We start from the raw sequence: 15312 nt of genomic DNA on the forward strand, positions 1-15312 counted from the left end.
CGGTTGGGCGTTTGCGGACGTCGGTTGGGCGTCAGGTGGCCGCAACCGCCCACTCGACGTCTCCAACCGCCCACTCGACGTCTCCAACCGCCCACTCGACGGGTGGGCGCTCGACCGGTGCGGGCGTCGAGGGGTCGCTACACTCGTCCGCGACATCCGGGGGATGCGATCGGGGGGTCGATCAGATGACAGCAGGGACGCCGTTCGGGCTGACCGCGGCGCAACGCAGCATGTGGGACGCCGAGCACCTGCAGGACGACTACTCGGTGACGGTCGCGCACTACCTCGACATCCGCGACACCGGTCGCACCTTCGACCGCGACCTCTTCCGGGCCGGTGTCCGTGAGGGGTCCCGACTGCTCGAGACGGCCTACTCGCGGTTCACCGTCGTCGACGGCGAGCCCCGACAGGACGTCGACCTCGGCCGACCGTTCGACGTCGTCGACGTCGACCTGCGCCACGAGTCCGACCCCGTCGCCGCCGCCCACGCGTGGATGGCCGCCGACCACCAGGGCCTCATGGACGTCACCCGCGATCCGGTGGCGGTGTCGGCGTTCATCCGCGTCGCCGACGACCGCACCTTCTGGTACCTGCGGGGCCACCACATCGCCTTCGACGGATTCGCCGCACTCACCTGCCTGCACGAGGGCGTCGACCGCTACAACGCGGCCGTCCGCGGGGAGGACTACGTCGTCGCCCCCCGTGCGACCCTGGCCGAGGTCACCGCCGACGACGAGCGCTACCAGGCCGGGAGTCGCCGCGCCGTCGACGAGGAGCACTGGCGGGAGAAGGTGGCCGATCTGCCTGCGCCGCCGACACTCTCGGCTGTCGAACCGACGTTGCGGTACACCCCCGACCACGTCGTGTGCAGCCGGACCATGGACGCCGGGTTGCAGACCCGGCTCGAGACCGCCGCGGTCGACCTCGGCGCGTCGACCGCCGCGGTCCTCGCGGCGGCGTTCGTCGCGTACCTCGCGACCGCCGGAGGTCGGCAGGACATCGTGCTGACCCTGCCCGTGACCGGACGGGCGACCGCGAAGATCAAACGCGCCGGGGGGATGGTCGCGAACATGCTGCCCGTCCGACTCGACGGGGTGGCCACGCACACCCCCGCGTCGCTCGTCGAGGCGGTCACCCTGGAACTGACGGGATGTCTGCGCCACCAACGGTTCCCGTTCGCCGACATCGCCCGCCTCGCGGGGATCGACGACCCGCGGGTGACGGCGTTCGGACCGATCGTCAACCTGGTCTTCTTCGACAAGCCCCTCGAGCTCGACGGTGCCGACGTCGCCTACCAGATCTTGTCGTCGGGAATCCTGCAGGACCTGCGCGTCAACCTCTACCAGGCCGGCGCCGGGCTGCCGATCGTCGTCGACCTGCACGGGAACTCGACGATGTACTCCCACACCGAGATCGACGCCCACGTCGACGGCATCCTCGCCGTGCTCGCGGCGATGCTCGACGCCCCCGAGAAGACCGTCGCCGAGATCGCCGATGCCGTCGGGCTCTCCGCGGCAGCGGTGTCAGTCGGCTGAGAGCGTCCCCAGCAGCGCGCGACGCAGCAGGTGCATCGCGACGGTCACCGACCGCTCCCGGACGTCGGCGCGGGATCCGGCCAGGACGAGCCTGCGGGTGACGACGTCCCCGTCGGCGCGCGCGAGCCCGAAATAGACGGTCCCGACGGGCTTCTCGGCGGTTCCGCCGCCGGGGCCCGCGATGCCGGTCGTCGAGACGGCGATGTCCGCGCCGAGTCGCGCGAGCGCGCCGCGCGCCATCGCGGCGGCGACCTGTTCGCTGACCGCACCGTGCTCGGCGATCATGTCCGACGGCACGTCCAGCAGATCGGACTTCGCGTCGTTGCTGTAGGAGACGACGCCACCCATGACGTAGTCCGACGACCCGGCGCGATCGGTGAGGCGGGCGGCGATCATTCCGCCGGTGCACGACTCGGCCGTGGCCACGCGGTGGCCTGCGACCAACGTGGCCACCTGCTCGGAGAGGGTCGACCCGTCGGTGGAGAACACGGTGTCCCCGTGACGATCGAGCACCATGTCGGCGACGGCCCGGTAGGCCTCGGCCGCGGGCGGGGCGTGGCGGGTGACCATCTCGAGTTCGCCGTCGCGCAGGCACGTCGTGATCTCGAGCTCGGCGAACCCCGCGATCGTCTCGGCCTCACGGAGGGTCTCGGCGAGTTCGGACTCGGCGGTGCCGTACATCCGGATCGTCTCGGTGCTCAGGTCGACGCGACCGGCGATGGCGTCGACGACGGTCGCGGACGCGATCGCGTCGGGCCACATCGCCTGCAGTTCGCGGGGCGGGCCGGGCAGCACGAGGACCACCGGGGTGTCGGCGCCGGCGGGGACGACGACTCCGGGTGCGGTCCCGGCGGGGGAGAGGACGACGGCACCGTCGGGCACCATCGCCTGCTTGCGTGTGGCGGCGCGGACCGATTCCCGGTCCGGGTCGACGCCTCGCCGCAGGCTCCACGACCGCACGATGTCGGTGATCGTCGCCTCGACGGCGGAGTCGAGAACGAGGGTGCGCCCGCAGAACTCGGCCACGGTCGCCACCGTGAGGTCGTCGGCGGTGGGCCCGAGACCGCCACTGGTGACGATGAGGTCGACGCCTTCGCGCGCGAGGAACGCCAACGCCGCGGTCAGGTCGGCCGGGCGGTCCCCGCAGACGGTGATGTGGGCGACGTCGACGCCGAGATCCAGCAGCTGCGTGGCCACCCAGGGGCCGTTGCGATCGGAGATCTGGCCGGTGAGGACCTCGGTCCCGGTGACGACGATTCCCGCGCGAGCACTCACGCCGACGACACTACGCGGGCCCCCGTCACGTCCCGGCGCCGCCGGATCCGCGCAGCGCCTCCCGCGACCGCGGGTGGTCCAGGTGATCGGCCCAGTCCCCGGGCGTCGCGTCGAACCGGGCGTCACGGATCGTCGTGTCGGCGCCGTGCTCGATCAACCAGCGGATCAGCTCGACGTCGTCGCGCTCCACCGCGGTGTGCAGCGCCGTCTGCCACGGCTGGTCGATCGGAGCGTCGCCGCGTCCGAGTCCGTCGATGTCGACGCCGGCGGCGATCGCGGCGGACACGGCGGGCACACCCCGCGTCGCGGCCCACGCGGCGAGACCGGGGTGCCGTCTGCGGGCGCGCTCGCGGACCGCCGGGTCGCTCGCGTCGACGGCGTCGGTATCGCCGGAGAGGATCGCGGCGGTCAGCGCCTGCACGTCGTCGAGGGCCGGTTCCTCGGCGCCGCGCTCGCGGAGGAGGTCGACGAGGTCGGCGTGGCCACCCTGCGCGGCCACCGCGATCGGTGTGCCCCGGACGCGCAGCGGTCCCGGCCCGTCGGGAAGCGGGGAGATGACGTCGACCCCGTGGTCGGCGAGCAGGGCGACCCGGTCCCGCTGTCCGTGGACGACAGCCCACGCGAGCTGCTGACGCAGGATCACGTCGGGTGCAGGGATCAGGTCGGGGAGACGACGTCGCCACGGACCGCCGTCGCCGGTGCCGAGCCCGAACGGCAGCAGGAGACGCAGATGTCCGTCGTCGTCGCCGAACATCCGGTTGTAGAGGACCTGCGCGTCGGTCGGCTCCGCGCCCGCCCGCAGGAGCATCGGCGCGAGCACCTCGAGGTGGGGGTGGGGTGACTCGTCGTTCTCGCCACCGCCGAACAGTCCGGTGAGAACGGTGAACGGTGTCGCGTGACCGACGACGTGGCGTCCGCCGTCGGGGTCGGCTCCGGCGTCGAGGAGCGCGGCGACGACCGCGGCGGCGGCCGATTCGTCTGTGGGCCACCGGGAGTACGCGAGGTACATGAGCATCGGCCACCCGAACGGGCCACACGCTGCATCGGCCTCGTGGGTGGTCAGATGGTCGCGCACGGTCGCGACGTCACCGGTGATGGCCGCGACGGCGGGATCATGTCCGATGTCGGGATGCCCGGCCCGGATCGCCTCAGCCGCCGCTAGGTCGGGCGGCGTGCCGGTCCAGGTCTCGCAGGCCGCACGGACGAATGCGTGTTCCGGCGGCTCGTCCGCGGTGTGCGGCGTGGGCGTCCACGTGCGATCGGCGATGGCGCGCACATGGGACCGCAGACGCGGCCAACTCGCGAATCCGTGGGAGCGTGCCACCCACCGCTGCGCATCGGCGAGCCGGAAGGCCGGGTCGGGACCGTCGAGGCCGACGGTCTCCAGCACACTCGCATCGCCGCCGCGGACACCGCGCGCGATGTCGCGGGCATGCCTGCGGAGCCAGTCGAGGTCGGGTCGTTCGGGAAGGGTCGCCACCGCGCACTCCTCTCGCGTCCCCGTGGTCCGCGTGACGGGGCGAGAAGAGGTGACGACGGGCATGGGTCGAGAACCTGTGCAGGTGGGCTCTGCCCTCTCCGCGGACCCGGTGGCGTCCTGCGCGCCGGGTGCGAGAGTACCGCCGTCGGCCGCTCGCCGCGACAGCCGCCGCGACTACTCGGCGCGGTGCATGAGGGTGAGGAAGGTCAGGGCGATGATCTTCAGATCGAGTGCGATGGACCAGTTCTCGATGTAGTAGTTGTCCCACTCGGCGCGGTCGGCGATGGACGTCTGGCCGCGCAGTCCGTGGACCTGGGCCCATCCGGTGACACCGGCCTTGACGCGGTGTCGCTCGCCGTAGCGTCGGATCTGCATCTCGAACAGTTCCACGAACTCGGGGCGTTCGGGGCGCGGTCCCACCAGGCTCATGTCGCCGCGGACGACGTTGATGAGCTGGGGGAGTTCGTCCATCGACGTCGACCGCATGATCTTGCCGATCTTCGTGCGGCGGTCCACGCCCTCGACCCCGCCGGGCGCTGCGCCGGCCTTCAGTTCGAACGCCGCGTCGGCCTCGGTGGGCGGACGCATCGACCGGAACTTCAGGCACCCGAACGGGCGACCGTTGCGGCCGACGCGCTCCTGGGAGAAGAAGATCGGGCCGGGCGAGCTGAGCTTCACGAGCAGCATGAGGGTGAGGAAGATCGGTGAGATCAGCAGCAGACCCATCGCCCCGGCGACGCGGTCGAACCCGTGCTTCACGGCGAACTGCCAACTGCGGGGGTTCACCCGCGGCAGGATCAGCAGCGGGACGCCACCGAGATGATCGATACGGGCCCGTGCACCGACGGCGTCATGAGCGCGCGGGAGCACCCAGGCTCGGATTCCCCAACGGTGCGCGGCGCGTACCACGCGCGCGAGTTGGTCGTCGTCGATGTCGTCGGCGGCGATGATCACCTCCTCCGCCGCGGTGGCGGCGATCGCGTCGGCGATGGCACGGGGCGGCCCCAGGCGCGGGATGTCCGGCGACACGGCGTCACCCGCGGGCCCGCTGCCGGCGACACGCAGCGGTGCGGCGGCGAGGATGCCGACCGGACGCAGCCCGTACTCCGGCATGTCCTGCATCCGGGCGATGAGCTGGTGGGCGATGGGTCCGTCACCGACCACGAGCGTCGGCGAGAGAGAACCGCGACGTGTTCGCAGGTTGCGCTGCACCACCGTGCGGACGAAGCGCCCGCCGGTCACGAGCACGACGCCGCACACCCAGACCTTCGTGGTGGTGATGCCGGTCTGCGACGCCTGGGTGATGAACGTGACGATGTACGCGAGGGTGAGGACAGCGGCGACGGCCAACGCGGTCTGCACGGGAGCGAGTTCGTCGAGGAAGTTCCGCCGCAGCTGTCTCCGGTACATCTGCTGGAGGGCGAACGCCATCACCATGTTCGGCACGAAGAACCACAGCGCCCAGAACGGGGGGTGGTCGGGCTGGGTCGTGGCGGCCCACACCGACCCGATGGCGACGGCCACCGAGGCGGCCAGCACGTCGATGACGACGGTGACGAGCGAGTGGCCCGGATCGCGGCGGATCCTGCGGAGGAACGCCGACTGTTCTGGGTCGGCGGGCGTCGGGGACGGTGCCGCGGTGCGGGCGGGCGTGGACGTCGTCTGGAGAGCCATCGACGACTCAGCTCTCGGTGCCTGTCATGGGTTCACAATAGTGAATTGCACCATGGCAGATGGGGGATTTGCCAGTTCAGCCGTCGAGGACGTCGACGCCGAAGATGCGTTCCCGCACGATGTCGGCGAGATCCTCGAGGGTCGCGACGTGTCCGGTCGTCCACTGCCTCGGACGACCGTCCCAGGCGCAGAGGGTGCCGATGGTGTGACCGTGCGCGTCTGTCAGGGGGATCCCCGCGTAGGCGACGACGGTGCCGTCGGCCACGATCGGATGGTCGGCCAGCGTCGGGTGCAGCCGTGCGTCCTCGATGACGAGCGGGGTCCCCGCGGACACCGCGTACTGGCACAGCGACCGATCGAGGGGGACGGTCCGTGTCTCCTCCAACTCGCCTGAGATCCCGGCCGCGCTGCAGAACCACTGCTTCTCATCGGAGACGAGCGACACCCCTGCACTGGGCACGTCCAACGCATCCACGGCCATCTGGGCGATCCGGTCGTAGGTCGCGCCGGGTCGGGAGTCCATCAGGCCGGTGTCGAACAGCGCCCGCAGCCGCTCGGCATCACGGATGACGGGGTCGGTGGCGACGGCCGGCGGCGTCGCGATCGGCTGACCTCCGGAGAACAGCGTCCCCGACGACGCTGCGCCGCCCGCGGATCCACCGGTCCCGCCGGTGAGGCCGCCGTCTCGCAGCGCGGTGACGGCTGCGGCCAGATCCGGGTCGTCGGACCCGAGCAGGTCGGCGGCCAGACGTGAGGCGACGGCACGACCTATGTAGACGTCGACGTCCTCACCGGTCGACCGGGCCGCGCGGGACAGGACGTCGGCGATCACGGGATCGATCCCGGACACAGCGCTTGACATGAGGTTCACGATAGCGAACCGGGGGTGTCGGGTGGGCCGGTGTCACAGGTCGGGACAGGAATCCGGTGCGCGGACCCCCGCGGCGCGGTCGTCGACCCAGTCCTGCGGGGCGGGCCCGAGGTCGAGCGTGCCGTGCGGTTGGCCGCGGACGACCCGCAGGTCGACGACCGCCCCGGCGCGACAGGAGCGGCGCACGGCGTCGACGGTCCACCGCGGGTCGATGAGGGTGTCGTCGGTGCCGTAGGCGACGAACATCGGTGCGCTCGCGCGCTGCCCGGACACCGGGACCGCGAACCGGCCGAGCTCCTCGCGCAGGCGGTCCGCCGCCGCCGCGGACGACGGACGGAAGTCCGACACCGGTGCGGCGGTGGCGATCCCGACCTTCGCGGCCTCCTGATCGCCGGTGCACGAGAGGAACACCGGCCGTGCAGCGGCCATCGATCCCCGCAGATAGTCGGCCACCCGGAACCCGGGGGACGCCGCACTGACCCCCTCGAGCACCACCGGCAGCGCCACGCGTTGGGCAGTGCTCAGGGTGCCGGCGACCATCTTGTCGACGAGTCCTCGCAGGTCGGCCGACGGAGAGATGCTCAGCGACCCCAGCAGTCGGAGTCCCGCGCCGTAGGACGTGGCGAGCTGGTTCGCCGCCCACGAGGCCTGCCCTCCCTGCGAGACGCCATAGGCGACCCACTCGGTCGACGTCCTCGCGACGGTCGCGCGGGCGGCACGGACACCATCGATCAGTGTGTGTGCGCTGCTGTAGGGCTCGAGGAACGGATGCGGACGCCCTCCGGCCCGACCCGTCTCGGCGGAGAGCGCGCCGGAGTCGTCGGACGTCACGGGGTCCTCGGTGAACACGACCACGTAGCCCGCCGCCAGGAAGTAGGCGACGGATCCGAGACTGCCCAATAGGCCCGGGTATGACGTCGGCGCGCAGTCGCTGGAGGCGCCGGTGTTGGGGTGGGCGATCGCAGCGACGCGGTAGCCGCCCGGCGGCGGGTCGTCACGCGGGGTGAACACGATCCCGTTGGCGGTGCGTGGCGTGCCGTCCCGTGCCGTCGTGCGGTAGCGGATGGCGGAGATGTCGCGCGTGACGTCGTCGAGTGCGGGATACCCGTCGCCGCGGGTCGGCGGGCTCACCAGGGCACCGGGTGCCACGGAACTCGCCGGGGCCGCGACCTCCGCGGGAGTGTCTGTCGCACAGGCGGACACGGTCAGCAGCATCGCGAGCAACAGCGGAGCGCGAACCCTCACCGTCCCCCGCCGACCCTTACGACCCCGGCGACGTTCACGACCCTGCCGACTCCAGTACGGCGAGGGGGTCCCGGCACATCGCCGTCAGCGCTGCGGAGACGGCCGAGGCGTCGAGGACGTCGGCATGGAACGTCGCCGACATCGTGCGTGCGCCCCCGACCTCGCTGACGAGCAGCGTCAGTGCCTCCGGACCGTCCGGGTCGATGCCGGCGCCGAGCTGGGGAGGCGGCGCCGGGGGAGCGGGGATGACGCCGTCGAAGACCGACACCCGCCCGATGTCGCTGATGGACAGCCGCGTTCGCGCCGACGTCCGCACCGCGTCGGCGGTGGGCGCCGGCGAGGCGACCCCACCCGGTCGCACCCGGGCACGCGCGGAGGTGAGACCGAGGACCGCCAGAGGCCAGGCGGAGCCCGTCGCATCCCGGACGCGGCTGCGCACCGCGGCGGGGGTGACCGGAGCGGGTACGCGGATCGGCAGCGCGATGGCCAGGTTCCCCATGCCCGTGTCGGCGCGGCGTAGATATCGCCGACAGTCGACGAGGACCTGGACGACGTCGTCGGTGACGATCCCGGCCCGGTGCAGGGCGGCGACCCACATGGCGACGGTCGCCGACGCGTCCGACGCGCCCTCCATCCCCGCGATCCGCTCGCGCAGCGCGGCGACGCCGTCTTCGGGAAGCGTGGCGGACAGAGTCAGGATCTGTCGTGGGTCGACCGGTGTGGGCTCGGCGACGACGTCGGTGCGGGCGTTGTCGGATCGCTGCCGGCGGACCTCGGCCAGCCGGCCGGGGTGGCGGATGATCTGGTCCACCAGTGCCCGCCGGACCGACCCCGCGGGCGCGTCGTGGGCGAGGGCCGCGCCGACCGCGGGCGGCGCGGACCCGAGCAGGACCGCGAGAAGTGCAGGCGCCAGCCGCCCGTCGCCGAGGCCGTGGGAGTGGTCGACGACCAGGTGATCGCCGCAGACCGCGACGCGCAGCGGTACCGGGTCGTGACGGCGGACCACCGTGGCGATCTCGCCGAGCGCCGATCCGGGCAGATCGCCTGCGGCGGTGGCGGCCCTGGGGTCGTCGATGGTGTCCACGACGAGGCTGTCGGTGCGGCGCGTCCAGGTGCCGTCGGCGGAGAACGGGTCGAGTCGCAACCGGGGCACCGCCGCCGCCGCCGAGCGCAGTCGCATGGTGAGGAGATCGGGGTCCAGACCCGGCACCGGACCGAACACGGCGACGTTGCGGGAGTGTGCGAGCGCGCGGTCCAGTGCGCTCGGTCGATGCTCAGCGACGTCGCGGGGAACCGCCTGACGATCGGGTCGCCGCGCGGCCTCGGCCTCGTGCTCAGACCGCCGCGCGGGCTCGGCCTCGTGCTCAGATCGCGGCATCGACGACCTCGCGCATCCGGCGGCGGAACTCCGCCCGGGAGAAGCCTTCTGCCCACCGGCGGATGGCGTCCCGGTCGAAGGCCGCGGGATCGAAGTCCCGCATCGCCGAGGCGAACCGGTCGACGATCTCGTCGTCGGTGCCGGGGTCGACCAGCAGGCCGGTCTCGCCGGGTCGCACCGAGTCCAGGGCGCCACCCTCGCCGAGGGCGATGACGGGGGTCCCGGTCGCCATCGACTCCACCGGGACGATGCCGAAGTCCTCGATACCGGGCATCAACAGTGCGCGGGTGCGGCGGTGCAGGTCGAGCAGTTGATCGTGCGGGACCCGTCCCAGGAACGTCGTCTTCGGTCCGGCGATGGCCCGGCACGCCTCCATCGCCCGGCCGTCCCCGGCCACGACGAGGGGGACGTCGGCCCGCGCCACCGCCCGGATGGCCAGATCCGGGCGCTTGTAGGGGACAAGTCGGCCGGCGAGGAGGAAGAAGTCCTCGCGCTCGACCGCCGGGTCGGGGGTGAAGCCCTCGGTGTCGACGGGTGGGTGCACGACGACAGCGTCGCGGCCCCACCAGTCGTGCACACGGCCCGCCACGGCGGAGGAGTTCGCGACGATGGTGTGCAGTCGCGGTGCGGCGCCCACCTCGCAGCGTCGAGCCACCACCGACAGCGCCGTCAGGATCCCGGCGCCCACTGCACCGCCGCCCTCCCCGGCCCGCAGGCTCGGGTCCCAGGCCCATCGAGCGGGGCTGTGCACGTAGGCGATGACCGGTGCGTCGGTCGCGTGGACGACCTGCGTGGCGAACGCGTGGTGGCTGGTCACGACCACCTCGGGGTCGCCGCCGGGCCCGCGGAGGTCCATGTGCCGAAACGCCAGCGGCATGAGCGGCAGCGTCGGCGCATAGCTGCGGTGTCCCAACCCCCGGTACAGCCCGTTCAGCCAGGTGGTGCGGGGTGGGCTCGGCAGGTCGCGCGGGATGCCCTGCTCGCGGGCGATCGGGGCGTGGACGCTTCCCTCGGGCCATTCGAGGGCGAGTTGCTCGACGACGTGCTCGGAGCCGGCGATCTCGGTGAGACGTTCGTGGACGACGGCGACCCGCCGCGTCGCGCCGCGGTCGGCGGCCGGACTGCTCTCCGGGGCACTGGTCACTGTGTCTCCTTCGTCCCCCGACGGGACCGGCCTCCCCGCCGGGTCTGCAGCACGAGATACCGGGTGGCTCCCAGATCGGAGAGCTGCGCGAGGGTCGCCTCGGTGGCGGCGCGATCGCGGCCCTTCTGCGACACGACGACGACGGCGACGACCAGATCGCCGAGATCGATGTCGCGCCACCAGTCGTCGGAGAGGGACCCGCGTTCGACCGCCTGTCCCCGCTCCTCGGCCGTTCCGCCGGGGACGACGACGTCGACGACGTCGGTGGCCTCGCCGGTCAGCAGGACCGCGGCCCGACCACGACGGTGTCGATGGGCCAGCTCGGCGTAGAGGACCTTCGACGGGTCGAACGGTTCCGGCCCGACCACCAACAGCCGGGCGCCGTGGCGGTGGGCGATGCGACGAGCCCAGATGCGGTTGTTGCTGGTGCCGAGCCGCCCGCGGGCGAGCACCAGGAGTTCGGCGGCCACGATGACCCCGACGATCGCGGCGACCAGGGCGGTCGACATGGGCTTCGGGGACACCGGCGACGAGGACGCCGACGGCACCGACAGGACGGTCAGCTGGTTGCCGCCCGCGCCGGCGATCTGGTCGCGTTGCGCGCGGAGCTCGGCGAGGCGTGCGTCGGACTGGGTCCGGGCGTCGCTGTTCGCCGCGAGACGACCGTTGCGGGCCTGCTCGAACGCGATGGAGGCATCGATCTGGTCGACGCGTCGGGAGACGTCGCGAGCCGCGTTCGCCTCGTTGGCCTGGGCGACGGCGGCGACCATCGCGCGCGCGATCTGCTGTGCGGTGCGGGGGTTGTCGGCGGTCGCGGCGAACGTCAGCAGGGACGGCGCAGTGCCCGGCGTCAGCGTCACATGGCTGTGGAGTGTCGCGGTGTCCCAGCCGGTGTCGACCTGGGTGAGGACCTGCGCGAGCACGCCGTCGTCGTTCGCGAGTTCCTCGAACGGTGCGCGGAGTTGCTCGACGAAGGCATCGCCCGCGACGACCTCGTTCTGCGTCGTCACCTGAGTGACCACCGAGGCGGAGTACTCCTTGGTCTGCGTCGACAGGTAGGCGAAGACCGCGCCGCCGATCAGTGCGCCGATGATCAGCGCAGGGAGCAGCATGCGAGCCAGGTCGCGGAAGTGTCCGGCGAGGTCGATGGGTGGGGGCGCGTCGCGATGGTTCGTCGCGGCATCGACGGTCACCGGGGGACTCCTTCGCGCGACGGCTTACGAGATCAAGAATCTGCAGTTTGCCAATAATAACTAGCGTTCCGGGGGCAGACGGGGAAACCGACACGCGCGTGTGCGATGAGTTCCGGCCCGCCGGTGGGTCTGTCCAGGCGACTGCACCGACATCTCGAGGAGCCCGCATGGCCGTCGACTACACCGTCGACCTGTTCAGCACGCTGGACGGGTTCGCCGCTCCCGCCCCCGGGACGTGGGGCGGTTACTGGGGCAAGGACAGCGAGGAATGGCTGGCACACCGGACGGCGGGGTTCTCCGAGCCGAGTCGGATGGTGTTCGGCGCGAACACCTACCGACTGTTCCTGCACTTCCAGACCATCGGCGTCGAGCCGGACACCTGGGTCGCGCGCATGCTCGGATCGCCGACGACCGTGGTGTCGACGTCGCTGTCCGCACCGCTCGACTGGCCCGACGCCGAACTGGTGGCCGCCGACGCCGTGGACGTCGTGGCCCGCATGAAGGACGAGTCCGACCTCCCTCTGCGATCGCACGGGAGCGTGTCCATGAACCGGGCGCTGCTGGCAGCGGGTCTCGTCGACCGGCTGCACCTGACCATCTTCCCCGTCGTCACCGGACAGACCGGCGACGACCCGATCTACCGCGGGGGACCGGACCTCGACCTCGACCTGCTCGAGAGCCGCAGCTTCGCCGGTGGGATCCAGGAGCTGATCTACCGCCCGACCGTCCACCGCTGAATCCGACGCACTTCTTCCCGCTCAGCGGGAGAAACCGCGTCGGATCGGCTCAGCCAGCGGCGCGGTCATAGTGCGTGCGAACGGCTGCCGACGTCCTCAGGGTCACGTCCGATCGAACACCCTTGCGAATGTCGTACGCCTGTTCTATGATGTATGCGTTGCTGCAGTCGGGGGGAGGTGCATCGTGGACGACGGTCTGGTCGCGAGATACGAAGCGTTACATCGCCTTCTGGGTGAGATCGCGGAGGCGTCGTCGGATGCGTGTTCGGAGCGTGAGGTCGCGGAGCTGGCGATCACCCACGAGCAGGCAGTTCGAATCATGGGGTCGATCGGGCTGCGGCGGATTCTCGATGTGAGTGATCGTGATGCCCATGCGTCGGTGCAATCCCCGACATTGACGCACTTTGTCGCTGAGCGCCTGCGGGTGCCGAACCCGAAGCGGCGCCTGAAGCAGGTGCTGGCGCTGTCGGAGATGTTCTCCGTGACCGGTGACAAGCTGCCGGCGAAGTGCCCGGAGACCGCGGCGGCCATGGCCGATGGTGACCTCAGCCACGAGCACGTCGACGCCGTTCTCGGCGTAATGGACAAGGTCCCTGCAGCGACGTCACCGGAGGTGCGGGAGAGGGCCGAAGAGCAGATGGCCGACATCGCCCGACACCACTCGCCGAAAGACATTCACCGCGCTGGTGCGCGGCTGCTCGCTCACATCGACCCCGACGGTGCAGAGCCGTCGGATCGTGATCGGGCCCGGCAGCGGTCGCTGTCGCTGGGCAACCAGGATCCGCAACTCATGTCCAAGCTGCGCGGGAATCTGGACCCCGTCACCCGAGCCCTGTTCGAGGTGGTCCTCGCCAAGTGGGCCAAGCCCGGCATGAACAATCCTGACGACGAGGCCTCACCGCGCGGTGGGGTCGATGACGCCGACATCGACACCGACGCCATGAAGGCTGCTGCGGAGCGGGATTCGCGGTCGCAGCAGCAACGCAACCACGACGCGTTGCAGGCGCTATTGCGGGCAGCCGCCGATGGTGGGTTGCTCGGGGAGTCTCACCGTGGGTTGCCGCCGCACCTGATCATCTCCATCACCGACACCCAGTTGCGGGAACGGGCGGGGATCGGTCGCACCGCCACCGGCACCGATCTCCCCATGGGCGACATCATCAGCTTGGCCGCGCAAGCGCAGATGCATCTGGCCGTGTTCGACGACATCACCGGCGAAGCCCTGTTCTACGGCCGGTCACGCCGCCTCGCCTCCGAGGCACAGCGGTTCGTGTCGTTCGCCCAGTACGGCGGCTGCTCGATGCCCGGCTGCCCGGCGCCGTTCTCCCACACCGAGGCCCACCACGCCGAACAGGACTGGGCCCAGGGAGGGTCGACCGACATCACCGACCTCGCCCCGGCGTGTGGGCCGCACAACCGGGCCGTCCACGACAGACCCGGCGGATGGCAGACCCGCAAGATCACCGAGGGTCCCGACCGGGGGAAGTTCGGGTGGACCGCCAACGGCACCACCGACCCACCCCGCACGAACCACCTGCACCGACCGGATCAGATACTCGCCGACCACGCCCGACCGGACCCGCACTGGTCCGACATCGAACACCGCCTCGAACTCATCCTCGCCGAACACAACTCGGCTCGAGACGAGCCGCACATCATCCGGGTGATCGACTACCGCTCGCCCGTGTGAGCGCTCAGGTGTAGGACGCGAGCACCTGATAGGCGGGCTTGGGGGCGAAGTCGCGGTAGAGCATGCCGAAGTTCTGCTCGGGATCAGTCGGGTCGCTACCGGCGTCGCGGATGCTGTAGACGTACGCCGGGCCCAGCCAGGACGTGCCCTTCGCCGCGTCGAGGATGATCCGGACCGTGTCGGCCTGCGTCTGCGGCGTCACCGACACCGGCGACGTCCCCGTCGGTGCGCCGTACTCCGTCATCCAGATGCGTTTCGCCCCGTCACCGCGGTTGACCATGATGTCGTGCATCGGCCACATCTGTTGCGCCGCACTGAACGAACTCGTCGAGGGGTCGTTCGGCAGATAGGGATAGGTGTACGGGTGCATCGCCACCGCGTCGAACGATCCTCGCGCGCCCGCGTCGTACATACCGGCGAGAAAGGTCTGCGGCGCGATGTCACGCCCGTTGTCTGCCGCGGGCGCCATGCCCGCCGAGATCACCCCGAGCGACGTGCTGACACCCTTCACCGCCGCGTACCCCGCGCGGAGCAGTTGTGTGTAATACGCAGCATCGGTGTGGGGTTCGAAGAAGTTCAGCGTGTTCGGTTCGTTCCAGATCTCCCACGCGGACACCGCGGAGCGGTATCGCTGCGCCGCCGTCCGCACGAACTGGCCGTACCGGGCGGGATCCGCGGGCCGGTAGTGACTGTCGGTGGCGTTGTCGGCGGGGTTCGTCGCCCACTTCGGGGTGAAGCCGATCAGACCCAGCGGACACATCCCGGCGTTCGCGACCGCGGTCATCGCCCGGTCCGTCGACGCCCAGTTGAAGACGCCCGGCGCGGTCTCGATGGCGGACCAGTCGACGTCGACGCGGACCGTCCGCACACCGGCTTTGCGTGCGGCGCTCACCTCGGCGGACTGATCGGAGTTCGAGAGGTAGAGGAACCCGGCGCCGGGGGAGGCGCCCTTCACCACGCCGCCACCGCTCAGACCGGGTGCGGGGAAACACGACGACGCGGCTGCGGCACCGCCGGCACCGACGGCGCCGACCGACACGGACACGATAGCCGCGACCACGGCCACGGCCACGACACGGAACCGGTGCAC

Annotated in this window: 12 protein-coding genes; 3 read left to right on the top strand and 9 right to left on the bottom strand. The window is 71.3% G+C overall.

The window, feature by feature from the left end; genetic code table 11:
* Nucleotides 1-185: 185 nt before the first annotated feature.
* On the top strand, nt 186-1535 hold the full coding sequence (locus LX14_RS12360) for a condensation domain-containing protein (protein ID WP_253647481.1): 1350 nt from the start codon (nt 186-188) through the stop codon (nt 1533-1535).
* Here LX14_RS12360 and LX14_RS12365 read toward each other — a convergent pair.
* The 8 genes from LX14_RS12365 to LX14_RS12400 all read right to left on the bottom strand — a co-directional run bounded on the left by LX14_RS12365 (nt 1524) and on the right by LX14_RS12400 (nt 11795).
* Nucleotides 1524-2810 (bottom strand): competence/damage-inducible protein A, encoded by a 1287-nt coding sequence (locus LX14_RS12365; protein ID WP_253647482.1) that lies wholly within the window; start codon nt 2808-2810, stop codon nt 1524-1526. The two genes, LX14_RS12360 and LX14_RS12365, sit on opposite strands and share 12 nt — an antisense overlap.
* A 25-nt stretch (nt 2811-2835) precedes the next feature.
* Nucleotides 2836-4290, bottom strand: a complete 1455-nt coding sequence (locus LX14_RS20980; RefSeq protein WP_253647483.1) for an ankyrin repeat domain-containing protein — start codon at nt 4288-4290, stop codon at nt 2836-2838.
* A 174-nt stretch (nt 4291-4464) separates the two neighbouring features.
* Nucleotides 4465-5964, bottom strand: a complete 1500-nt coding sequence (locus LX14_RS12375; RefSeq protein ID WP_253647484.1) for a sugar transferase — start codon at nt 5962-5964, stop codon at nt 4465-4467.
* 76 nt (nt 5965-6040) lie between these two features.
* A complete protein-coding gene (locus LX14_RS12380; RefSeq protein WP_253647485.1) occupies nt 6041-6826 on the bottom strand; it encodes a GAF domain-containing protein in 786 nt (261 codons plus the stop codon).
* A gap of 42 nt (nt 6827-6868) precedes the next feature.
* Nucleotides 6869-8080 carry a lipase family protein gene (locus LX14_RS12385; protein ID WP_253647486.1) on the bottom strand — a complete coding sequence of 404 codons (1212 nt, stop codon included), beginning with the start codon at nt 8078-8080 and terminating at the stop codon, nt 6869-6871.
* A gap of 34 nt (nt 8081-8114) precedes the next feature.
* Nucleotides 8115-9458, bottom strand: a complete 1344-nt coding sequence (locus LX14_RS12390) for a hypothetical protein (RefSeq protein ID WP_253647487.1) — start codon at nt 9456-9458, stop codon at nt 8115-8117.
* On the bottom strand, nt 9445-10602 hold the full coding sequence (locus tag LX14_RS12395; RefSeq protein WP_253647488.1) for a glycosyltransferase: 1158 nt from the start codon (nt 10600-10602) through the stop codon (nt 9445-9447). The genes LX14_RS12390 and LX14_RS12395 overlap by 14 nt, the downstream gene beginning before the upstream one ends.
* On the bottom strand, nt 10599-11795 hold the full coding sequence (locus tag LX14_RS12400; RefSeq protein WP_253647489.1) for a YveK family protein: 1197 nt from the start codon (nt 11793-11795) through the stop codon (nt 10599-10601). The genes LX14_RS12395 and LX14_RS12400 overlap by 4 nt, the downstream gene beginning before the upstream one ends.
* 167 nt (nt 11796-11962) lie before the next feature.
* Between LX14_RS12400 and LX14_RS12405 the strand changes: the two genes are divergently transcribed.
* Both LX14_RS12405 and LX14_RS12410 read left to right on the top strand, forming a co-directional pair.
* Nucleotides 11963-12532: a dihydrofolate reductase family protein gene (locus LX14_RS12405; protein WP_253647490.1), complete on the top strand. Its 570-nt coding sequence runs from the start codon at nt 11963-11965 to the stop codon at nt 12530-12532.
* A gap of 184 nt (nt 12533-12716) precedes the next feature.
* Nucleotides 12717-14222, top strand: a complete 1506-nt coding sequence (locus LX14_RS12410; RefSeq protein WP_253647491.1) for an HNH endonuclease signature motif containing protein — start codon at nt 12717-12719, stop codon at nt 14220-14222.
* 4 nt (nt 14223-14226) lie between these two features.
* Here the strand turns inward: LX14_RS12410 and LX14_RS12415 are convergent, their stop codons facing one another.
* Nucleotides 14227-15312, bottom strand: coding sequence for a glycoside hydrolase 5 family protein (locus LX14_RS12415; protein ID WP_253647492.1), 1086 nt, complete (start codon nt 15310-15312; stop codon nt 14227-14229).

Origin of the sequence: Williamsia deligens (assembly GCF_024171765.1) — a bacterium.
GTDB lineage: Bacteria > Actinomycetota > Actinomycetes > Mycobacteriales > Mycobacteriaceae > Williamsia_A > Williamsia_A deligens.

Coding starts and splice junctions, on each gene's coding strand:
- LX14_RS12390 (WP_253647487.1), bottom strand. CDS start 9,458: ATGCCGCGATCTGAGCACGAGGCCGAGCCCGCGCGGCGGTCTGAGCAC.
- LX14_RS12405 (WP_253647490.1), top strand. CDS start 11,963: ATGGCCGTCGACTACACCGTCGACCTGTTCAGCACGCTGGACGGGTTC.
- LX14_RS12375 (WP_253647484.1), bottom strand. CDS start 5,964: ATGGCTCTCCAGACGACGTCCACGCCCGCCCGCACCGCGGCACCGTCC.
- LX14_RS12380 (WP_253647485.1), bottom strand. CDS start 6,826: ATGTCAAGCGCTGTGTCCGGGATCGATCCCGTGATCGCCGACGTCCTG.
- LX14_RS12360 (WP_253647481.1), top strand. CDS start 186: ATGACAGCAGGGACGCCGTTCGGGCTGACCGCGGCGCAACGCAGCATG.